We start from the raw sequence: 22,581 nt of genomic DNA on the forward strand, positions 1-22,581 counted from the left end.
TTTTTATATAGATATAAATTTTAAAATCAGTCTTCAAACTTTGAAGGATCAAGGTTTCCCGGATCCTGTCCGATGTAAGCAAGTATTCCGCCATCGATGTAAACAACCTGTCCGTTGATAAAATCAGAAGCAGGAGATGCAAGAAATACCGCAAGTCCCATAAGATCTTCCGTTTTTCCCCAGCGCTGTGCGGGAGTCTTTGATCTGATAAATCTGTCAAAGGGATGCATTGAACCGTCAGCCTGCTTTTCCCTAAGAGGAGCTGTCTGAGGAGTAGCAATGTAGCCGGGTCCTATGGCATTACACTGAATATTGTACTGTCCATACTCGGAGCAGATATTTCTGGTAAGCATTTTAAGGCCGCCCTTAGCTGCTGCATATGCAGAAACAGTCTCTCTTCCAAGCTCACTCATCATTGAGCATGCGTTAATAATCTTACCGCTTCTTCTCTCTATCATACCGGGAAGAACTGCCTTTGAGCAGATAAAGGGTCCTGTCAGATCAACGTCGATTACCTGATTCCACTCCTCAACACTCATTTCTGTCATAGGAATTCTCTTAATAATTCCGGCGTTATTTACAAGGATATCGATATGTCCCTTAGCTGCTTCAGCTTTTTTTACAAACTCAAGAACCTGATCCTCTTTGGTAACATCACACACAGCACCATAGGCATCAATTCCAAGCTTTTTATACTCAGCCATGCCCTTGTCCACCAGCTCCTGACTGATATCATTAAAAACAATCTCCGCTCCGCTCTGGGCGAAAGCTATGGCATAGGCAAGTCCAAGGCCATATGAAGCGCCGGTAACCCATGCTGTTTTACCTTCAAGAGAAAAATGCTTCAAAAAACTCGTATCCATAGAAAAAACCTCCAATACAATTATGAATTCTCACATATACTATATTATAGGAAAAATACTACCAAATCCTAGTTGATATCTCTTTAAAACTTGCAAAAATTGACTTAAATAAATCCAATGGTGCTTGACAACAAACATTCAATTGATTAAAGTGCTTATGTATGAGCAGGACAAATGATCGCGGCCGCTATTCCCGAAAGGGTGCGGGTGAGGAAAGTCCGGGCTTCATAGGGCAGGATACCGGATAACGTCCGGCGGAGGTGACTCCCGGGATAGTGCAACAGAGATATACCGCTCGTAAGAGTAAGGGTGAAAAGGTGGTGTAAGAGACCACCGTACAGATGGTAACATCTGTAGCCATGTAAACCCTATCCGAAGCAAGACCGAAAAGAAAACCATGGATCGGCCCGATCCGTTTTCAGGTGGGTCGCTTGAGGCTGTTGGCAACAGCAGTCCTAGATAGATGATCATTCACGACATAACCCGGCTTACAGGCCTGCTCATACACAAAAAGGAACAATGTCTAAGAAAATAATCTTTTCACTAATAATCATCATATTGCTTAATCCAATAAAGGCTATCGCATATGGTCCCATGCCATCTGAAATTGCAGATGACATGCTCTTTTTTGATGCCTTTTCCATGTGCCCTCTCAATAATTCCTATGAATCGGAAGAAGATGTAATTGAGGCTGCTCTTTATGTACGTCCATCCTGCGTCCGAATACAGCTCGGCACCCGGTACGGACAGGGCACAATAACATCAATAGACAAGGACGAAATCCGTATTCTCACTGCAGCCCACCTATTCAGAGGCTATGATGAAAACAGCAGTATTTATTCAATTTTCTATAATGGTGTCGTAAAAGAAGCAAAGCTATTATATGCAGACAAAAATGTGGACGTTGCTATCATCAGCGTTTCCACATCAGATATTGATCCAGCTGATCTTATACAGCTAAAAAGTGCACCTGTTTCAGAGACAGCTTTTAATGCTTTTGAAAAAAGCGAAAAGGAAATTGTTTTTGCACTGGACTCAGAGCCCTGTTCTGATCCTGCAAAAAATCAGCATTATGATTATTACGGCCGGGGAACAAAGGTAGCGGAAAACTATATTTACGGAACCGCTATCAACACAAATATTCTGGTCAAAAATTTCGGATATAAGATGATATATGCAAAATGCTCCGCCCACGAAGGAATGTCCGGAGGCGGAGTATTTGATATACATGGTAATCTTGTAGGCGTTCTTGCAGGCGGCACCGAAAATGATGAAATGGTGGCCGTTCGCCTTGCTGATGTTATAAAAGTACTTTCAGACCTTGAAGCAGCTTCCGCCAACGAACTCTCTGGTAAGTGAATTCATAGGAAGGGCCTGTGCATCTACAGCCACAAAGTAATCAAGGAATTTTAGAAGCCTCTTAGCCTCAAAGTATTCAGGCTCTCCCGGCTTAATAGCGAATAACAACGGCTCTGCATACTGCTTTAAAACAGCCAGTTCATATATCTGAGCCGAGTTAAACATCTCATCTGCATCTTCCTGGAAGGGGAAAATATTCTGCTCCTCTCCTCTTCTTACAGAATCCCACATTGCAATTGTATGCTTTGCGGATGCTCCGCGGGTCCTTGCATCTCTTACTATTCTTCGGATAAGGCGCCCGTCAGTAGTGGTAATTCTGTTATGGGCATCAACACTTAAGGTAGTAAGTGCGCTTATGTATATCTTGAATTTGGACTCTGCAGGAAGCGCATAGCTCATTTTTTCATTAAGGCCATGAATACCCTCTATTACAAGGACATCATTTGGAGCAAGCTGAAGGAAATCACCATTCATTTCTCTTTTTCCGGTGACAAAATTAAAGGTAGGCATCTCAACCTTCTTACCGTTTAGAAGGTCCACCATATCCTTGTTAAACTGCTCTACATCCAGGGCCTCAAGGCATTCGAAATTATAGCTTCCATCCTCGTTAAGAGGTGTCATTTCCCTGTTAACGAAATAATTGTCCAGGCTTATTGGATGAGGGTGAAGACCATAGGTCCTCATCTGAATGGCAAGTCTGTTTGCAAAGGAAGTTTTTCCCGAGGAGCTTGGGCCTGCTATCATGACAAATTTTACATGCTTGGCATCAAAGATTCTCTTTGCTATCTCACCGATTCTTCGCTCCTGAAGCGCCTCCTGAACATGCATCAGTTCATTGAAGCCGCCGCTGCAGATAACATCGTTAAGGTCACCTACAGTATCAACTCCCATCATTTCTCCCCACTGTGAAGCACGAACCATCTCAGCAAAAATCTTTTCTCTTGGATCGCTTTCCGTAATGGTATCAGGATTCTTTCTGGTAGGAAGATTCAGTAAAAGTCCGTCGTGATATTTTTCAACCTTAAACCACTTAACATAAGAGGTATTTGGAAGCATGTATCCATAGTAATAGTCTGAAAATCCATCCAGCTTATATACGTTTACTTCAGAGCTTCTGCGGTAACGAAGAAGGCGAACCTTATCATCCATACCTTCTCTTGTAAAAATATCCACCGCCTCAGATAACGGATAGCCCTTCTTGGTTATGGGAAGATGATCGTCAACCATATCCTGCATACGCTTCTGAACAGCTTCGGCAAAGGCCTCCGTAACCTTGAAATCACCCCTGATGCTGCAGTAGTATCCATTACCGATCTTATACTCGATTCTGGTAAAGGCAGGCTGCTTTCCGGATGCGTCCCTGACAGCCTTAATAAGCATCATAAGAGCAGTTCTGGTATAGGTGTTATTACCGATTTCATCAGCCGTTGTGATAAAGGTAAGATCATCATCATGATCAACCTTTTTCATCAGCTCCCTTATGCGGGTGCCATAGGTCACAGCCACTATCTGATTTTTTACCTGGGGCTGATATTCCCTGGCAATCTCTTCAAAGGTTGTTCCCTTGTCATATTCTTTTACTTCACCGTTTATTCTAAGTTTTGGCATATACGTTTCCCTCTCTAAACATTTAATGTCAAAATTTGTATCTTAATACATAGAAAGCACAGTTGTAATATCGTTCTTTTTATTTATAATATCACGTATTCTGTCTGTATGCTCGTTTTCAGACAATTTTTTAAAAATCTTATTGCAAACATTAAGTTCATGCTCAAGATATTTTTTTAGAACAGGATCCCTTTTCTTAATAAGAACAGGGCCAAAACGATGGCAGATATGCAGTGCTCTTTCCCTGTCGCAGCCTGCACTTTTTTCTATATCCAGTGCTGCCTCCTCAAGAGGAGTTCTCTCCCCTGCATAGTCGGCTCTCACTCTCATCATAGTGTAGTATTTCCCATCCTCGAAAATCTCGCGCTCATCATCTATCACAAGATTATTTTCTCTAAGATAAATTCTGAAATTCACAAGATCCGACTGTGGCTGGAGAATCATGGTCTTTATTCCCTTGTTTACAGGATCTCCCTCCTTTAGAATTCTCATCATCAAAAGGCCGCCCATGCCAGCACAGACCATGGTATCAGCTTCACCATCAGACAGCTCTTTAAGCCCGTCCGACAATCTGAGTTCAATCCTGTCATCAAGACCATATTCATGAACATGCTCCCTTGCCCTTTCAAGAGGGCCCTCGTTCACATCCATTGCCACCACATGTTCAGCTATATTTTCATTTATAAGATAAATCGGAACGAATCCATGATCCGTTCCGACATCTGCTACGCGACTGCCCCCTGGAACAAGGGATGCAGCCGCGAAAAGTCTTTCTGATAATTGCACGTTTTTCATTAGTCCAGATAATCCTTAAGCTTTCTGCTTCTGCTGGGATGACGAAGCTTTCTGAGAGCCTTTGCTTCGATCTGTCTGATACGCTCACGGGTAACGTTGAACTCCTTACCAACCTCTTCAAGAGTTCTTGCTCTTCCGTCATCAAGACCAAATCTGAGTCTGAGTACCTTCTGTTCTCTCTCTGTAAGAGTACCCAGAACCTCAACGAGCTGCTCCTTAAGAAGCGTGAATGCTGCAGCATCTGCAGGTACAGGCACGTTATCATCCTGAATGAAATCACCAAGATGTGAATCTTCCTCTTCACCGATAGGTGTCTCTAAGGATACAGGCTCCTGAGAAATCTTGAGAATTTCTCTTACACGCTCTACAGGGATACCCATTTCCTTTGCAATCTCTTCAGGTGTGGGTTCACGACCAAGCTCCTGAAGCAACTGTCTGCTGATACGGATAAGCTTGTTGATGGTCTCAACCATATGTACAGGGATACGGATTGTTCTCGCCTGGTCCGCGATAGCACGGGTAATAGCCTGACGAATCCACCATGTAGCGTATGTGGAGAACTTGAATCCCTTACGGAAATCGAACTTCTCAACGGCCTTTATAAGACCAAGGTTACCCTCCTGAATAAGATCAAGGAAAAGCATACCTCTACCAACATATCTCTTTGCAATACTTACAACCAGACGAAGGTTTGCTTCTGCAAGGCGCTTCTTTGCTTCATTTCCATAGTAAGTAAGGTTCTTAAGCTCCTTATCGCCAAGATCCTTAATACGATCATAGGCTTCCTGCTCCTCTTCCTTAACCTCTACCTTATCGACGCCGCCTGCTTCGAGAATTTTCTCAGCCATCATACCGTCTTCCATCTGCTGAGCAAGCTCGATTTCCTGCTCTGCTGTAAGAAGCGGAACCTTACCGATCTCCTTTAAGTACATACGAACCGGATCTTCAATGCTGATTCCATCCGGTACAGAGAGATCGATATTCTCCATATCAACCTCATCCTCATCAGAGAGTACTACCTCGTCATCATCAGGAAGTTCAACCTCTGTATCATCCATTCTGATTACATCGATTCCTGCTGACTCAAGATGCTCAAGCACCTTATCAAGGTTCTCCTCATCAAGATTAAGATCTCTGAAGTAATCACTTACTTCGTTGTAATCAAGAGTATTCTGTTTTTTCTTACCAAGAGCAAGGAGCTCTCTCATCTTCTGTATGAACTTGACTTTGGTCTCCTCATCAAGCTCATCGCCGCCTTCTTCTACGGCATGAGAGGTGTTCTCCGGCTCAGCCTTTTTCTTTGCAGGTTTCTTGGCAGGTGCCTTAGCGGCAGCCTTCTCCTCAGCAGCCTTTTTCTTGGCAGGCTCTTTCTCCTCTGCCTTAGCAGCCTTCTTGGCTGTTTCCTTCTTTGCAGGCTCCTCCTTGGCAGCTGTTTTCTTGGTTGTCTTCTTAGCAGGCTCCTTCTCTTCTGCCTTTGAAGCCTTAGCCTTGCTTGCTGCCTTGGTTTCCTTTTCAGCTGCTTTCTTTGTATCTTTTGCTGTAGCCTTCGTCTCTTTTTCAGCAGCTGCCTTCTTGGTAGTCTTCTTTACCTCTTTCTCTTCTGCACCGGCCTTAGCTGCTTTTGTCGCCACCTTAGCTGTTGTCTTCTTTTCTGCCACTTTAATCAATTCCTTTCTTAATCATTGTTAATTATGATTCTTGCCTTTAATAGCTCTTCAAGTCTGCGTTTTCCCTGAAGTGTAAAATTCCATCTCTCAGGGTCGTCGGATGCCATGTCTTTTAGTCGCCTCTCGTAACCGGTCCTCTTGACCTCATATAAAATATCATGTAGCGCTTTCTCACGTTCATCCTTCGTATCTATCTGAACAAGGTTTGTGTTAAAGAGCTCCGCAACCTGAGCATGCTCTTCCTCTTCTACGAATCGGTCAAGTACTCTTGCGGGATCAAAGCTGCCCTCCGACAGTCCTTCCCACATCTGCTTCGCTATTCCCCTGTACAAATCATCTGCAAAATCCTCGGGTTCAATCCATCTGCTGATGGCTTCAAATAATTCCGGTTCATCGGCAAGCCATGTTATCAGTACCCTTTGCGGTTTTCTGCCGGGATCCTCTTTTCTCAGCTGCGAATGCATGCCGCTCTTTGGTTTTGGAGCTGTTTTTACAATTCCGCCCTCAGAAGCGATACTTGCCACAAGCTTATGAAGATCATCAGAACCTATTGAGTATCTCTGTGCCACTGCCTCGATGTAATTTTCTCTCTCAACGGCCTCTTTAAACTCACAGAGCTTTTCTCCTATATATCTATGGAACTCCGTCTTTGAAGCGGGATCTGACATATCATATTCCCTCTCCTTAACGGAAATCTCGAAGAAGAATGGATTCTCGGCTTTTTTGATTCTCTCTTCAAAAGCTTCTTTTCCTTCTGCTTTTATGAATTCATCAGGATCCTTGTAGGGCTTAAGATTAAGGACCTTGCCCTTTAGTCCCGCCTCCTTCAAAAGCTGTATCCCTTTAAGTGCTGCGCTGGTGCCTGCACCGTCACTGTCATAGGAAAGAATAACTGTATCCGTATATCTTTTAAGGAGCTGAGCCTGCTGGGATGTAAAGGCTGTTCCCAGGGATGCCACAGCCATGTTAAAGCCGGCCTGATGCATCGCTATTACATCCATGTAACCTTCGCAGATTATGATGTAGCCTGCTCTTGCGTTCTTAGCATAATTCAGTCCGAAGAGATTTCTGCTCTTATCAAAAACCGGTGTCTCCGGAGAGTTCAGATACTTAGGCTTCCCATCACCCATAAGTCTTCCGCCAAAGCCTATTACCTTGGAGTTGGCATCAAGTATCGGAAACATTACTCTGTTCCAAAATTTATCATGGGTACCATATTTCTCATCATGGGATGCAAGACCTGCCTCGATAATAAGCGCATCGCTGTAGCCCTTGCTCCTTAAGTATTTAACAAGATCATCACTGCTTACATTGGCATAACCAAGTCCGAATCTGGTAATAGTCTCATCCGTAAGCTTTCTGTCTCTGAAATAAGCAAGTCCCTTTTCTCCGGATCTGCCCTTTAGCTGATATACATAATATTTGGCAGCCTCTTTATTTATCTCAAAAAGGGTGGCTCGCTTATCTCTCATGCGCTTTGCCTCAGGGGATTCATCCTCCTCCGGAAGTTTCACCCCGCCTCTCTCAGCAAGAGATCTGACCGCTTCACCGAATGTTAAATTGTCATATTTCATTAAAAACGAGAAAACATTGCCGCCCACTCTGCATCCAAAACAGTAAAACATCTGCTTGGAAGGTGAGACACTAAAGGACGGGGATTTCTCATTATGGAAAGGACACAGCCCCACGTAATTGGCTCCTGCACGCTTAAGGCTCACATACTGCCCTATTACGTCCACGATATCATTACGGGATCTGACCTCTTCTATGATGTCATCCGTATATCGCATTTTTTATCCCTTTATTCCAAAAGCTCCGTTAAAGTACCTGCCAGCTCTGAGGAACAAAAATCTCATGGAATCTGGCAATTGCAAATCTGTCTGTCATGGAACTTATGTAATCACAAACAATTCTTTCCCTGGGCTGTCCGTCTTCATACAATTTCTTCAGATAATCCGGAAGCACCTCGATGTGATCCATGTAATAGCCGTAAAGAATCTTAACTAGGTTCTCTGCCTTACCCTCCTGGCTCTTGGCAACAGGATTGGTATATACGCTCTTAAACATGAATGCACGAAGCTCCATAAGTGCATTTCCAACCTCTTCAGACATGGAAATGTCATTCTTATCAAAGCTGTTTTCAACTATGTCATGGATAAATGTATCAAGCCATTCTCCGTTAGTATTACCGATAACTTTTGTAATACTCTCAGGGACATCACTAACCTTAAGTATTCCGCCCCTTATGGCATCGTCCATATCATGATGAATATAAGCTATCTTATCCGAAAGTCTTACAACCCTGCCCTCTAAGGTAATGGCTGTGGTATTCATCTCATGATTGATAATGCCATCCCTTACTTCAAAGGTCAGATTAAGTCCCGTTCCATCCTTCTCTAATAGCTCTACCGTACGAAGGCTCTGCTCATTATGCTTAAACCCGTAGGGACATATGTCATTAAGCGCGCGTTCACCCGCATGTCCAAAGGGCGTATGCCCAAGGTCATGTCCAAAAGCTATCGCTTCACACAGATCCTCATTTAGCTTAAGTGCTCTTGCTATGGTTCTGGCATTCTGAGCCACCTCAAGCGTATGAGTCATTCTGGTTCTGTAATGATCTCCGTCAGGCGTTAAAAATACCTGCGTCTTGTCCTTAAGTCTGCGGAATGATTTGGAATACAGAATTCGATCCCTGTCCCGCTGGAAGCACGGTCTGATATCACAGGGCTCCTCATCAATTTCCCTTCCCCTTGAGTTCATGCTAAGAGTAGCATAAGGGCTTAAATTAAGTCTTTCTCTGTTTTCTAGGCTTTCTCTAATTTTCATAGTTTGAAAAACTCCCCACAGTTATTATATTCTGCGGGGAGTTTGCTTTTCCTTTTTTTATTTTTCAATTTTCATGATTCGCCCCAATCGCGGCTGTCATACTGCTCATTGATCCACTCTATAGCCTTCTCAAAGCCCTCTTCATCGATGGAAAACTTTTCCGAAGTCTTCTGCTCATCGGGTGTATCAAAATAGCTGTAGGGTTCAGGCCACACCGTTGCCATAAGTCTGGCCTCCGGGTCCCTTTCCTCAACAGGAACGAAAAAAACGTGGTCAAGAGGTTCTCTTGCAAGTCTGAAGCGCATGCCCTTGTAGCTTCCAAAGAATGCCTCTCCGTACTCATAGTGTCTTAAATTAAAAAATAAATTCTTTTCAATCTTCAAAAAATAATTCCTGCCTTACTGCAAATTAGTAGGTGAACTTACCTGTATCCTTGTGATTAACCACATAATAAGCGGTATTTTCCTGAGGCTTCAAATATATCTGAAGCTCCTTAATATCGCTCATCTTATGTCCCTCTGCAATATACTGCTCGCGAATTTTATCTGCGATATCCTCTGTCCTTATCTCGTAATCCTTGTACTGTATGAAAAACTCTGCCTTATGAGCTTTTTTTGCCGATGCTTCGGTTATATCTTTAGTAGCTGCTCTTACCTTGTCCGCAGCCTTTGTTCCCTGCTCCTTAGCCTTTTTAATATAAGGTCCTGCATTCTTCTTTGCAACATCAATTGCAGGTTCAGCCTTTTCCTTCATCTCCTCGATAACAGGGCCGCTCTTTTCCTTTGCCTTCTCAATATATGGCTCCGCTGCCTCTGTAACAGTTTTTGCTATATCCTTAATTGTTTCGCTTGCTTTCTTAGCCATTTTAATTCCCCCTTATCTGAATCTGTTCATAAAGCTTGCAAAAGGTCCAACAGCATCCTGCAGATCCTTTATCGCAGTATTAAGCCCGTCAAAATCTATGTTGGACATCTTATCAAGAGAATCTGTTAGCGTACTCTCGTTATCCTTGATAAGCTTGTTCATATCTTCACCGGTCTGTTCAATCGAATCGGCCATTTCGGATATGTCGGCAAGAGTACTATCCGCCTTCTCCAGTGTAGACATGGCTCCTTCCGCTACACTCTGTGCCTGATCCAGCAGTTTAACAGCCCTTGGTACCACCATAATAACTGCGATAAGAATAACTACAAATATACCTGCCGTACAGAAAGTCTGCAGCTTCTGGAATTTCAGTATTTTTTCATTAACGTTGTTATCCATATGCTCCCCCTTACATCGTTATAATGCATTTATGCTGATTTTTATTGTATCACAGACTCTATTTGATTTGGTACAAAATAGAGTAATATAGTTTGTTCTTTTTTTCGTAATAATTTACGCAAATTTTAGAATATGCTCGCTGTTTTTTTACACATTAATGATAAGTTTAGAATAGCATTATTTGTATTGTTTTTTTCCTTCAAATAAAGGAGGCCCAGATGAGTGAAAAAGCTGCTAAAGTTCCAAAGAGAGGAAAAATAAGGAACAGACTACTTCTGTACATCGTTCCCATAGTAGTTATTATGATTGCTGTTCTTGTCACCATAGCTACTACCATGTCAAGAAAACGTATGACCGAGCTTGCAACTTCCAACCTGAATACTTCCATTTCCAATCAGGCAGATAACATCGAATCCTGGCTGAATGAAAATCTTGAGTTCTTTAAAACTGCGAAGCAGGCTATTGAAGGCTCTGAACCTGATTCCGACCAGCTTCAAAAACTCCTTGATTCCTATTATGGGTTCAATTCCAATTCACCTGAGGGACTACATATAGCAACCTCAGATGGAGAGTTTATAAAGCCTACAGAGTCATCCCTTGAGGAAAATGATCCCACTAACTCTACCTGGTACAAGCAGGGACTTACAAGAGCTAACATGCAGTACGGTACAGCATACAAAAACGCAGAAGGCATCAATGTAATAAGTGCCTCTGCCATCATCAATTACGGTGATGATTCCATAAAGGTCATAGCCGCAGATGTTACTCTGGACAAAATCAGTATTATTGTTAACTCCGGTGTAAAAATGGATAAAGCAAGTTCTTTCCTTGTTGACACCAACGACAATACCATTCTTGCTCACAGAGATTCCGCCCTTGTATCCACAACACTTGACACAAACAACAGCAACAGTCTTCTGGCAGGCATTGCTCAGTCCATAGCCGATAATGATCTTACAACAAAGGACATCGGCAAATATGTTGTTGCTTTTAAAGAAATCAGTGGCACTGACTGGATACTGGTTTCCTATATTGCAGAGGATGTTATAATGGCCAGCGTTCAGGAGCTTGCAAATTATCTGCTAATGGCAGGTATTATCGCTGTAGTTATTATCATACTTCTCATCATCTTCGTAGTTAGCAAAGTTATAGCTCCTCTCGCAGGAATAACAGAAAGTATCCACGCCATGAGCGAAGGCGACTTTACTATAGATATAAAACCTCAGAGTAATGATGAGATTGGCGTCATGAGTGGCAAGATTTCCGAATTCATTGCCAGTATGAGAAGTATGCTTTCAAGCATCAGCGAAGAGTCTGAAAAGCTTAAACAGGAATCTGAAACCAGCGACGCTGTATCAAGAGACATGTTCGATGCATCACAGTCACAGGCAGAAGCTATGCAGCAGCTTAATGATACTGTTGATCAGCTTGCCATAGCTGTAGGAGATATCGCTGAAAATGCAACCACACTCGCTAACGTAGTAGCTGATACCAAGGATAATTCAGAAAAAGCTGATGTGGCCATGAAGGAAACCGTTAAGATTTCTCAGAAAGGCCGGGAAGATATGGAAAAACTCTCCCATGCCATGGAAGGAATCCAATCTGCAAACAACCAGCTTGTTGATTCCATCAATGAGGTAGGCAAGGCATCTGAAGAAATCACGAATATTGTAAGCATGATCGCAGAGATTGCAGAAGAGACCAATCTCTTATCACTTAACGCTTCTATCGAGGCTGCCCGCGCCGGTGAAGCAGGTAAGGGATTTGCAGTAGTTGCAACACAAATTGGCAAACTGGCTCAAACCAGTTCAGAAAGCGCAACAAATATCTCCAACCTCATCGGTGATGTCCACAGACTGATTGATGAAGCCGTAGGTCAGGCCAATGCCAGTGCCGAAAGTATTGAGAAAAACAGTGAACTTATTAACGTAGCAGTTGATACATTCGATCAGATTTATTCCAATATTCAGGCATCCAATGAGTGCATAGAAGAGATGATAAGGAATGTCGAAAAGGTTAATGATGTATCAACTAATGTAGCTGCCATCTCTGAAGAACAGGCCGCAAGTGCAGATGAGATACTGGCAACCTCACAGAACATGGTTGAACAGGCCAAGAATATATCAAGAAGCAGTGAAGATGTGGCCAACAACTCACACGAGCTTGCAAACACATCTGACACTCTCACCGCCCATGTTCAACAGTTTAAGATTTAAGAGGAGGTCTTATCATGAAAAAATGCATTTCAACCAGATTGATAAGTATTTTGGCAGTATGTATATTAACAATCACTACTATCACAGGCTGCGGAAAAGCTTCCTCAGATAGTGGCTCTATTGATGGTTCAGGCGTCAAAGTATTCTTCTCCACTTTGACTCTCGACGATTTCAAGGAGCTGATAATGAACTCAGTTGCAGAGGCAGGCGCCAAAAGCGAAGTGACTGTTGATCTTGGAGCACCATGTGCCTCTGTAGATGAACAGGTTGTTCAGATCCGCGACGCGGTGTCAAAGGGATATGACGCAATTATCTGCAATCCGGTTGATGCTGATACTGCGTTGCAGCTTGAGGTAATAGCAGGTGATACACCTATAATATTCACCAACACACAGCCCTCAGAAGATCACCTTAAACCTGATAAATACATTTATGTTGGAAGTTATGAAATAGATGCAGGAACCATGCAGGCAGAATATGTATGGAAAACACTGGGCAATCCAAAGAGCCTTAATGTAGTTCTTTTCCAGGGTCAGCCCGGGCACCCTGCGGCAATCAGCAGAACCAAATCCGTTAAAAACTTCTTCAAGAAAAACGGAGTTGATGCCAACTACGTGTTCAATGATACAGCTTATTGGGATACTCAGAAGGCTGCAGACGGATTCAAGACCTTCTTGAAGACACAACAGGATTATGACTGCGTCATCTGTAACAACGATTCCATGGCACTTGGTGTCGTTCAGGCTATGAATGAACTTGGAATAGATACCTCAAAGGTTCCTGTTGTTGGAATTGACGCAACAGTAGACGGATGCCAGTCCATTCTGGATGGCGGTATGCAGTTCACAGTTTATCAGTCAGCTACAGGTCAGGGTGCTGCCTGCATAGAAGCAGCTGTAGCCCTTGCGAAGAAAGGCACCATCAAGGATGTAGAGTATGTAACAAACGATAAAATGTACGTCTGGGTTCCATTCGTTCCCGTTGATAAATCAAACGCCGGCTCAATACAGTAAACTTGTTCCCGGTATCCCCAACGGGCACGAAATGCTATTTAGGTAGTATTTCCTATAAGAAAAAATGGCTATGGCTTTGTAAAAACGCAGCCATAGCCATATCTTTTAATATTTTATCACGGTGCCTCAGATAGTAAGCTTACCCTTTTTGAAATGCTTTCTGCAAAGAGCAATATAGCTCTCGTTTCCGCCCATGAAAACCTGCTCACCGTCTCTTACGATTTTGCCATCATGTATTCTGGCGTTGCAGGTAGCTTTACGTCCGCACCAACAAACGGTTTTAACCTCTTCTATCTTATCTGCTATCTCCATAAGCCTTAGAGAACCCGGGAAAAATTTCTCCTGGAAATCCGTGCGAAGGCCATAGCAGATAACCGGAACCTTATCAAAGTCAACGATATCAGAAAGCATATCTACCTGCTCTGCAGTAAGGAACTGCGCTTCATCAACGATGATCGCATCATATTTTTCAATCATCTTATGCTTCCTTCTGTATTCGTCAAAGAAGTCCTCCACCAGCATGCACTCTGCCTGAAGGCCTATTCTGGAACGAATGATCGTTGCTCCGTCCCTGTTTTCGAGACCGGGCTTAAGAATAATTGAATTCTTCCCTCTCTCGTGATAGTTGTAATTGACCATAAGTGCATTGGCCGTTTTAGACGATCCCATTGCACCGTATCTGAAATAAAGCTGTGCCATCTAACCCTCCGGTACCCATAATGAATTGGTCACTTGGACCTAAACATCATATTATCCTTTTTATGATGCCTTGTGAATAGGTAACCGACAAATTAACGCATCTAATCAAAGGAGACTACTATTATGCCAGATAATTCCCCTAAGAGTCAGTTGATTTCCGACATCGGTGTTATTGACAGCAAAAAAGAATTGCATACAAAAATCTTCGTTACACTATGCCGGATCATGAGCTTAGCACTGGCTATTATCGGCATACTTGCTTTTTTAGAAGGAAATTTCTAAATTTCATTTGTCGCAGAATTTACCGCTAATCGCTCTAACAATTACCTTGACTCAGGCAAAGAGGTGCTTATGAACGCTTTCAAAAAAAGGATCTATGAAGTAATAGAAGTTTCCAGTATAGGTGATGCCTCCAGCAGGGCCTACGATATTCTCATGACTACAACCGTCATCGTAGGAATGATTCCTCTGACTCTAAAGGCAGACAACATTTATACCTTTATCATTGAAATAATGACAGGAATAATTTTCCTGATAGACTACTGTGCAAGAGTGTACACAGCGGATTATAAAATGGGCTACATCAGCATTCATGCATACTTTGCCTATGTTCTGACGCCCCTTGCGATATTTGATTTATTATCTGTTATGCCGATTTTATATGTGTTTTTCCCGACTTCACAGAGTCTTAGACTGTTAAAGCTCATTCGAGTTTTCAGAGTAGTGAAGCTGGTAAGATATTCCAAGACCATGATCGTCATTGCCAATGTTCTTAGAAAAGTAAAAAAACAGCTCCTGGCTGTTCTTATACTGATCACCATATATATCTTCGTTTCTGCCATGCTGGTGTTCCAGCTTGAACCGAATCTTTTTGATAATTTCTTTGATGCCCTGTATTGGGCAACCATCTCCATAACCACTATAGGTTACGGAGACATCTCTCCCACAACGGACATCGGCCGTTTTATAACCATGATATCAGCACTGGTGGGAGTCGCCGTAATAGCTCTTCCCTCAGGCATGATAACCGCTGCTTACATGAATGAAATAAGCAGAAAAAAATCAAAATACGAGCTGTAACTATCAGCTTGCCTTTGCTTCAAGCACTTCCTCTTCCTTCTTGTTCTTATAGATAGGAGCAAGAATGAAAAGCGCAAATACAAGGCTCTGAACAACCGCTATCGGAATCTGTGCCCATGTGATGGTCTGATTCTGAATAACAGTGGCATCTCCGCCTGCAAATACAGCGATATAGTTATTGTTGATAAAGTGCATCATTGCAATTGCCCAAATATTACCGGTCTTCATATATGCATATCCCATGAAGATTGCAAGGGCGATGCAGGTGATGATCTGCGCTGTAAAGTACTGTAATCCTGTGGTTGTTGAATAGAAAATGAAATCAAGCACTCCGTGCCATGTTCCCCATGCAACACCAAGAATAATTACGCCAAGTCTAAGGCCGAACTTCTTCTGAAGTATTGGCTGTAAATAATATCTCCAGCCATATTCCTCACCAAGAAAAGCAATAAACATAAGCGGGAAATTCACAAGAACAATTACCGCGCTTGAAAGCACGGAAGGATTTGTGAGAAGTCCGTTTATCTCTGCGACAACGTTCATGTCAGGCGCTATAAATGTCTGTGTCAAAAATCCTGATACATACATTCTTGCAATGTAAAGTACCACAAACAGTACAACCATAACTATGCTGAGCTTAACCTTTGTTCTGCTAAGTCCTGCATTTCTTCTCTTTTCCTTACCGCAAACCCAGAAAAGAATATATGCTATTGTACTTCCTGCCATAAGAACATACTGAGAATAGAGATTCCAATTGGAAATCTGTCCTCCGTTTATCTCTGACATCTGGTGTGCCATGAATGTAGATGCGATAGCCACAACCATCATAAGAGCAGCTGTTACCAAAAACACAATAAATCCTGCCTTTGGAAGCTTCCTCTCCTTATTCCCCCAAATAAGAAGTCCGAGAATTACGCCGCATGCGGGATAGGTCATCTGCACATTTACAAATGCAGTCATGTCTTTATCTGCCTTGAAACACATGAACATAAAGATGCTCATGATCAGGGTCAGGCCATAGGCCACCGCTAAAAACAGCACTAATCTCTTTTTTTCATTTTTTTCCATGTAATATACCTCCAGTAAAACTTTTTTCACAACAATTAAATAAATTACCATAAATACGTATTATATTCAATTAAAAAACGGCCATCTAAGTATTCGTCGTTTCCAAAAAACGACCAGATACAGCAGATGACCGAATATCAATTACGCTTTCGTTACCTTATTTTCGCTTTTACTTTTCTTTAACTTTTCATTCCCGTGATCGCAATTCCCTGAATAATCTGTCTTTGAAAAATCACATAGACGATCAGCACCGGAATGATTGATATAACCGTCCCCGACATCAGCAAAGGATAATCCGTTGCATAGGTACCCTTAAAGAAATTAAGCATCAGCGGAACCGTAAAGGTTTCTGTTTTATTAAGAAAAATCAGAGGATATAAAAAATTGTTCCACTGCCCCAGGAAAACAAAAATGCCAAATGCCGCCATAGAGGGCTTTATCAAGGGCAGAATTACATGTATAAAAATCTGAGGCACGGAGCAACCGTCAATTATGGCTGCTTCCTCAAGATCCCCCGGCAAGGAAGCAATAAATTGCCTCATCAAAAAAACTCCAAAAGCATTAAACAGTGATGCAGGTAGTATTAACGACATATGGCTTCCTAAAAGATGAAGCTTTTTCATAATAACAAACAGCGGAATCATAGTTACCTGTGAAGGTATCATCATTGTTGCCAAAAACAAAATAAAAACCAGATTATGTCCGGTGAACTTAAGCTTCGCGAAGGAGTATCCCGCCATGGATGCCGCACAGGCTATACCCATTCTAAAATGAACAAAAGCATTCTGATAAATGTGGAATACCAGCGTATAGCTGGACTTTATCGGTCCCCCTCCGGTCATTACAAAAGCCTGATCAAAAACCTGGAAAGAGCTGATTATGGTAGTTATAAGTACAAAAAATAACGTAGGCGACAACATCGGTAAGGTTATATTAAAAAAGAGCTGACTTTTAGATGCGCCGTCCAGCTTTGCAGCTTCAAAATATGTCTCAGGAATATTCTGAAGTCCTGCCAGAAGTAAAACCATATTGTAGCCCACATTCCACCAAAGGGACACAATCACGATGGAAAGCATCACTATTTCCGGATCAGAAAGCCATCCCGGTCCGTCAATACCAACCGCTTTCAAAGCATTATTTATAAGTCCGAAATCCTTATTAAAAATCCAAGTCCATATTATTCCAACCGATACAGAACCTGTTACCACAGGCATAAAATACAGGAGCCTGTACAGCGTTTTCCCTTTGATCTTCTGCACAGCCAGAGCCAGCATTAGCGCCAGCACCATATCAACAGGAATATACATAACCGAATATATCAATGTGTTTTTCAAAGAGATTAAAAAGTCTTCGTTCGCCAGTTGCTTTAAATAATTGCTGATCCCGACAAAATTCATCTTTGGAGCAATTCCGTCCCACTCAAAAAAACTAAGACCAAAACTCATAAAAAGCGGAACCAAAGCAAAGATCAAAAGTCCTAAAATCTGCGGCGCAACAAATACCCATCCCCACAATTTACGTTTCGTTTTCATTTTCTTTCCTCACGGCCGCGAGGCTAAAGCCCCGCAGCCTGCATTTTTTATTTTCCACTTTCAGCTATGATCTCAGCTGCTTTCTTTTCAGCTTTAGCAAGAACCTCCTCCGGATCGGTGCCCTTGATATATGCTTCTTCAAAAACAGATTTCACATCATCAGAAAATCCCGGATAATAAACATCCCTACATCTGTCATCTCCTGATGCCCATCCTGTTTTTCTTACTTCGAGAATATGACTGCTGTGTTCAGGCACTCCTGATTCCTTGATAAGATCATCAAGTGTAACTATTGAAGGCACAGAGGTTCCAACACCTTCGATGCGGGCAGACTGACCTTCAGTACTTGAGTAGAAGGATACAAATTTCATTGCAGCTTCGATGTTTTTTTGAGTTGGCATTTACGTAGTTATATCCAAGACAAACCTAGGCAGGTGCATATTTTTTACCGTCTTTTGTGGGATAAGGAATATAGTCAAAATCTATACCCTCTGAATGGAAGGTTTTTGTGAGCCAGCGTCCTGCAACAATAAATCCTGCCTGTCCCGACATAAACATTGCATCCTCGCCCTGACCATCAGGAAGTGTTCCTCCATATACAAATCTGCCATCATTTACTGGACACGGCTCACAAGAATAATTATGTGCTGCCAAAGAAAAAATCCCACAAGCAGAAGGTCGCTGCTCCCGGCGGGCGATTATATGAAATCGGAATCCTCAGTTATACTCTGCAATACGGCAAATCTGCAGGACCTTACTACAACGGCATCTTATCAAGCATACTTGAAGCAATAGAAAGCGAAGGATATTCGAACCGAATCCATATACGCTACATAATTGGAGATTTCTCCAAGGAGCTTAAAAATCTTGATGCTCTTTTGATTCTGGGAAAGCTTGATATTGATCCGCAATCTCTCCTGATAAAGGGAATAAACAATGTGATAACTATAGATTATAAAATTGACGGTGCGAATTTTGACGCAGTTGTTGTTGACTTTAAAGAAGCTATAAGGCTTGCTTTCGAAGCCTTTAATCGCAGGAAAGTAAGCGATATTTATTATATAGGCTCCAGCAGCCAGGTTTCTCAGTTTGGGCAGGATAAAAAGCTGATAAAAGAAGACCTTAGAACCAGCGAATTTAGAAGCACCCTTGCTGCTGCAGGAGAATCACTAAAGGATCGAATCTGGCTCGCAAAAGATTTTACAGTGGAATCAGGATATTCATCCACCAAAGATCTATTGAAAACCGTTCCAAATCCCGGAGCTATCTTATATGGTTCAGGTGAAATGGCCATCGGAGGCTACAAAGCCCTGCAGGAAAATGGTCTTTCCATAGGCAGTGACGTTCTGGTCATCAGCATTGACGATATGGAATTTGCCAACTATATGCATCCCCCGCTAACTTCAATTTCCATCAACATAGAGGACATAGGAAAAGCCGTTGTCTTTGACCTTATAGCAAGACTAAACGGCAGATCATTCCCATTAACACTTAATCCTTCCGTAAAACTTATACCCAGAAAAAGCTGCTGACTTTATTCCAGTCCGAAGTATTACGAACAGTTTTGTTTTTATCCGGATTCTCTTAGTGGAATCCGGTTTTTTATGCCTTTTTAAGCTTTGAATCCCTCATTATTTGTATGGTTCATCTCATTCCCCTTCTATTTATCCTTTGTCAGAGCTAAAACCGTGTCATAATCCAGAGCTTTAAATGCTTTTTCAATTTTTGCCATAAGCTCTGCATCTTCCTTTGAAACAGCATATCCTCTCATGCCTTCAAAAATCATCTCTATACTGCTGTAATCCATATATCCGGCTGCCTCTTTTATCTGGTTATAGGCTTCCTGGACAAGCCATGGCTGCGCAACCACAACACGCTTATCGGAAGTCTTTGAATCGCAGACTCTGCCTATGAGTTCTCTTAGCTTTCTGCACTTTTTTATGAAGCTTTCATGGTGGTCGCGGATATAATCATAATCCTCTGCCATTCCTGCACCCTCAAGGCGCTGTGCTTTATCCGATAATCTGTGAGCCCCGATTATTCTAAGGGAGCTCTTAAGAGCATGTACCTTGATGGTATAGTTTACAAAATCACTTTCTGCCAGATATCGGTTAAGCTCTTCTACTTTTGCATCCGCCGTTTCATAAAAAATCTGCAGTATGGGCAGATAATCCTCCACAGAGCCGCTGTTTTTCATACCCATTTTTACATCTATCAGGTCCTCACCCATAATCGGCTCAAGAATATCCATATCCTCGGACTCATCATCCTCGTCCTCCTTCGATGCGTCAGCTTCTTCACTGGTCATTTCTATCAGGCTCTCAGGGAGATATTTAATAAGCATATTCTCAAGCTTTTCAGGATCTATAGGCTTTGTGAGATAACCGTCAAAGCCTGCTGCCATATATTCTTCTCTTGCTCCAAGAACAGCATTTGCTGTAAGGCAGATGACAGGAGTCTCAAGATTTGGATTGTCCTTCTCCTGCTTCATCTCATGAAGCGTCATTATTCCATCCTTCTCCGGCATCATGTGATCAAGGAAAATGATATCGTATTTTTTATTCCGCATGCGGTCAAGACCTTCGTCTCCGCTTTCTGCAGTATCTGTATTTATATGAGTCTGCTTTATAAGACTCTTAAACACCACAAGGTTCATGGAGTTATCGTCAACCACCAAAACCTTTGCTCTTGGCGCCGTGAATTTTTCCTTATACTCCTTGGCTTTTTTTAGCGCTTCCATGTAGGATGTGTGGAAGTCGCCAAGTACATCACTGCCTACTACCTTCTGCTTTAAGGCAAAATGGAAATTGGAGCCTTCTCCATATTTACTTTCGACCTCCAGTGTACTGCCCATCATTTCAAGAAGATTCTGCGTAATATTCATGCCAAGGCCGGTACCCTCTATATGGCGGTTTCTTGACTCCTCGATTCTGTCAAATTTAGAAAACAGCATGTTCATATCTTCTGCTTTGATGCCGACACCGGTATCCTTTACAGACACCTTCAAAAGCATACTGTCAGGCTCATCTTCAAGCTTTTCAAAACCAAGATGAAAATCTATGCTTCCCTTTTCTGTGTACTTCACCGCATTTGTAAGAATATTGGTTATTATCTGCGTAAGGCGCACAGCATCGCCGTTAAGCTCCTTTGGAGTATCGGGATCAATATCAAGATTGAGGGTAAGCCCCTTTTCCTCCGCACGGGTTCTTATCATATTTACCAGGTCGTTTATGACCGACGAAAGATCATAATCCGCCGGGATTATTTCCAGTTTTCCTGCTTCTATTTTGGAAAAATCAAGAATATCATTGATAATGCCAAGCAGCGTAGAACCGGCTGTCTTAACATTTTCAGAATATGCACGAATCTCTGGATCCTTAGCCTCACGAAGGACCATCTCATTCATTCCGAGAACGGCATTTATAGGTGTACGAATCTCATGGGACATATTGGCAAGGAAGCTGCTCTTAGCACGGTTAGCCGCTTCAGCCTCCTTAATCTGCTCCGTAAGAGATACCGCCATGGACTGAAGAGAGCGCGACAAAACTCCAAGCTCATCCTCACTGTCTATCTCAAGCTTTTTACTATAGTCACCATTTTCATAAAGCTGCGCCACTTCTGTAATCTGTTCAATGGGCTTTGTTATTGTCTTAATCTGCCTATAGCACAGGCTTCCCACAAGAACAAGGGTAATAGAAAGGATCAGCAGGAAAACAAGCATGGTGTTCCTGATCTGCTCACGTAATTGCCCCTCATACCAATCTTTACTGAAATCTACAGCAACTATTCCTACGATTTCACCTGCCGAATCATAGATTGGGCTGTAAGCACTGTAAAAGGTTCCCCAGGCATCGGTATAGGGCTTCTCATCTACGGCACTGATTCCTTTACTAGCTTTTACCAGAGCATCGGTTTTTACAACCGGCCCTCCGAATTCTCCCGGCTCCTCAAGAGAGGGATCAATGGTGAAGGTAAAGCTTCCATCATCTTCCTCACGGATTCCGTAAACAGAGTCCGCCTCAATATTGTCGCGGAAAATTGCAAGAGCGTTATAAACCCTCTGATAACCGGGATTTCCAACGCTGTCCTTCGTAAGCCTTTTGATAGTATCACCATCAACTGACCCCGAAGCACAATTTGCTATATCAAGCATTCTTTGTCTCGTGGCACGGATTATACCATTATTGGCCTGAAACATAGTAACAACACAAAAAGAACCGGTCGACAGAAGTATCGCCAGTAGAACAACCATCCATATTCTTGTTGCAAGGCTTTTGTTGCTATTCACCATAAATGCCACCGGCTGCATCCAATTATTGCCAAATAAAAAGAATACAATGCTTACTCTAAATTATAATACGTAGCAACAGCCTAAAGTCCGCATTTATGAAAATATTAACTTTATTTAATGCCATTTTTATAAGTCAGTTTTTGAGGACCTCCTTCATTGACAGCCCATTAATCTTAGCTGATTTTTTCATACCGGAATTTCCTGCCAGCATATATAGAAAGCGCGGGAATTTGTTAGCCTTTGTGTAAAGATCGCCTATAGAATCGCCGTCATCTATGGCTTTGGCAAGCTTTATAAGATC

Annotated in this window: 21 protein-coding genes and 1 other RNA gene; 7 read left to right on the forward strand and 15 right to left on the reverse strand. The window is 42.4% G+C overall.

From position 1 onward, the window contains the following. Positions 1–26 precede the first annotated feature (26 nt). A complete protein-coding gene (locus G608_RS0106220; RefSeq protein WP_155833228.1) occupies positions 27–863 on the reverse strand; it encodes a gluconate 5-dehydrogenase in 837 nt (278 codons plus the stop codon). Positions 864–1,025: 162 nt separating this feature from the next. Between G608_RS0106220 and rnpB the strand changes: the two genes are divergently transcribed. Together rnpB and G608_RS0106225 are read left to right on the forward strand one after the other, a co-directional pair. Next, positions 1,026–1,370: RNase P RNA component class A (rnpB, locus tag G608_RS22315), an RNA gene on the forward strand. A 12-nt stretch (positions 1,371–1,382) separates the two neighbouring features. Further along, positions 1,383–2,222: a S1 family peptidase gene (locus tag G608_RS0106225; protein ID WP_026495315.1), complete on the forward strand. Its 840-nt coding sequence runs from the start codon at positions 1,383–1,385 to the stop codon at positions 2,220–2,222. On the opposite strand, the gene G608_RS0106230 is transcribed toward G608_RS0106225, so the two are convergent. The 8 genes from G608_RS0106230 to G608_RS0106265 all read right to left on the reverse strand — a co-directional run bounded on the left by G608_RS0106230 (position 2,178) and on the right by G608_RS0106265 (position 10,381). Continuing rightward, positions 2,178–3,830 (reverse strand): nucleoside kinase, encoded by a 1,653-nt coding sequence (locus G608_RS0106230; protein ID WP_026495316.1) that lies wholly within the window; start codon positions 3,828–3,830, stop codon positions 2,178–2,180. The genes G608_RS0106225 and G608_RS0106230 overlap by 45 nt on opposite strands. 42 nt (positions 3,831–3,872) lie before the next feature. Next, positions 3,873–4,625, reverse strand: coding sequence for a tRNA (adenine(22)-N(1))-methyltransferase (locus tag G608_RS0106235; protein ID WP_035794849.1), 753 nt, complete (start codon positions 4,623–4,625; stop codon positions 3,873–3,875). Further along, complete coding sequence (gene rpoD / locus G608_RS0106240; protein WP_035794904.1) at positions 4,625–5,833, reverse strand: RNA polymerase sigma factor RpoD; 1,209 nt, start codon at positions 5,831–5,833, stop codon at positions 4,625–4,627. The genes G608_RS0106235 and rpoD overlap by 1 nt, the downstream gene beginning before the upstream one ends. 467 nt (positions 5,834–6,300) lie before the next feature. After that, positions 6,301–8,082, reverse strand: coding sequence for a DNA primase (gene dnaG / locus G608_RS0106245; RefSeq protein WP_026495319.1), 1,782 nt, complete (start codon positions 8,080–8,082; stop codon positions 6,301–6,303). Between the two features lie 28 nt (positions 8,083–8,110). Further along, a complete protein-coding gene (locus G608_RS0106250; RefSeq protein WP_026495320.1) occupies positions 8,111–9,118 on the reverse strand; it encodes a deoxyguanosinetriphosphate triphosphohydrolase in 1,008 nt (335 codons plus the stop codon). Positions 9,119–9,189: 71 nt separating this feature from the next. Beyond that, complete coding sequence (locus G608_RS0106255; protein WP_051208926.1) at positions 9,190–9,501, reverse strand: hypothetical protein; 312 nt, start codon at positions 9,499–9,501, stop codon at positions 9,190–9,192. A 25-nt stretch (positions 9,502–9,526) separates the two neighbouring features. Beyond that, positions 9,527–9,982 carry a DUF6465 family protein gene (locus G608_RS22285; RefSeq protein ID WP_051208928.1) on the reverse strand — a complete coding sequence of 152 codons (456 nt, stop codon included), beginning with the start codon at positions 9,980–9,982 and terminating at the stop codon, positions 9,527–9,529. Between the two features lie 12 nt (positions 9,983–9,994). Then, positions 9,995–10,381 carry a hypothetical protein gene (locus G608_RS0106265; RefSeq protein ID WP_026495322.1) on the reverse strand — a complete coding sequence of 129 codons (387 nt, stop codon included), beginning with the start codon at positions 10,379–10,381 and terminating at the stop codon, positions 9,995–9,997. Positions 10,382–10,599: 218 nt separating this feature from the next. Between G608_RS0106265 and G608_RS0106270 the strand changes: the two genes are divergently transcribed. Together G608_RS0106270 and G608_RS0106275 are read left to right on the forward strand one after the other, a co-directional pair. Then, entirely contained in the window at positions 10,600–12,597 is a 1,998-nt protein-coding gene (locus tag G608_RS0106270) for a methyl-accepting chemotaxis protein (RefSeq protein WP_026495323.1), read from the forward strand. 14 nt (positions 12,598–12,611) lie between these two features. After that, the gene (locus G608_RS0106275; protein WP_026495324.1) at positions 12,612–13,610 is read left to right on the forward strand and encodes a substrate-binding domain-containing protein; all 999 of its coding nucleotides are present in this window, start codon (positions 12,612–12,614) and stop codon (positions 13,608–13,610) included. Positions 13,611–13,736: 126 nt separating this feature from the next. Here G608_RS0106275 and G608_RS0106280 read toward each other — a convergent pair whose 3' ends face one another. Continuing rightward, complete coding sequence (locus G608_RS0106280) at positions 13,737–14,309, reverse strand: thymidine kinase (protein ID WP_026495325.1); 573 nt, start codon at positions 14,307–14,309, stop codon at positions 13,737–13,739. A gap of 123 nt (positions 14,310–14,432) precedes the next feature. Between G608_RS0106280 and G608_RS23175 the strand changes: the two genes are divergently transcribed. Continuing rightward, positions 14,433–14,591 (forward strand): hypothetical protein, encoded by a 159-nt coding sequence (locus G608_RS23175; RefSeq protein WP_155833229.1) that lies wholly within the window; start codon positions 14,433–14,435, stop codon positions 14,589–14,591. 69 nt (positions 14,592–14,660) lie between these two features. Continuing rightward, the gene (locus G608_RS0106290; RefSeq protein ID WP_035791913.1) at positions 14,661–15,389 is read left to right on the forward strand and encodes an ion transporter; all 729 of its coding nucleotides are present in this window, start codon (positions 14,661–14,663) and stop codon (positions 15,387–15,389) included. A 3-nt stretch (positions 15,390–15,392) separates the two neighbouring features. On the opposite strand, the gene G608_RS0106295 is transcribed toward G608_RS0106290, so the two are convergent. From G608_RS0106295 to G608_RS23555, 4 genes are all read right to left on the reverse strand, one after another. Next, complete coding sequence (locus G608_RS0106295) at positions 15,393–16,457, reverse strand: CPBP family intramembrane glutamic endopeptidase (protein WP_026495327.1); 1,065 nt, start codon at positions 16,455–16,457, stop codon at positions 15,393–15,395. 179 nt (positions 16,458–16,636) lie between these two features. Then, entirely contained in the window at positions 16,637–17,989 is a 1,353-nt protein-coding gene (locus G608_RS23550) for an ABC transporter permease (protein ID WP_051208929.1), read from the reverse strand. 47 nt (positions 17,990–18,036) lie between these two features. Continuing rightward, positions 18,037–18,390: a hypothetical protein gene (locus G608_RS0106305; RefSeq protein WP_155833230.1), complete on the reverse strand. Its 354-nt coding sequence runs from the start codon at positions 18,388–18,390 to the stop codon at positions 18,037–18,039. Positions 18,391–18,415: 25 nt separating this feature from the next. Then, the gene (locus G608_RS23555) at positions 18,416–18,643 is read right to left on the reverse strand and encodes a hypothetical protein (RefSeq protein WP_026495329.1); all 228 of its coding nucleotides are present in this window, start codon (positions 18,641–18,643) and stop codon (positions 18,416–18,418) included. On the opposite strand from G608_RS23555, the gene G608_RS0106315 reads away from it, so the two are divergent. Continuing rightward, complete coding sequence (locus G608_RS0106315; RefSeq protein WP_026495330.1) at positions 18,634–19,521, forward strand: substrate-binding domain-containing protein; 888 nt, start codon at positions 18,634–18,636, stop codon at positions 19,519–19,521. The genes G608_RS23555 and G608_RS0106315 overlap by 10 nt on opposite strands. A gap of 128 nt (positions 19,522–19,649) precedes the next feature. Here the strand turns inward: G608_RS0106315 and G608_RS20160 are convergent, their stop codons facing one another. Beyond that, the gene (locus G608_RS20160; protein ID WP_196810147.1) at positions 19,650–22,280 is read right to left on the reverse strand and encodes a response regulator; all 2,631 of its coding nucleotides are present in this window, start codon (positions 22,278–22,280) and stop codon (positions 19,650–19,652) included. Between the last annotated feature and the right edge of the window lie 301 nt (positions 22,281–22,581).

Origin of the sequence: Butyrivibrio sp. WCD3002 (genome assembly GCF_000424265.1) — a bacterium.
Lineage (GTDB): Bacteria > Bacillota > Clostridia > Lachnospirales > Lachnospiraceae > Butyrivibrio.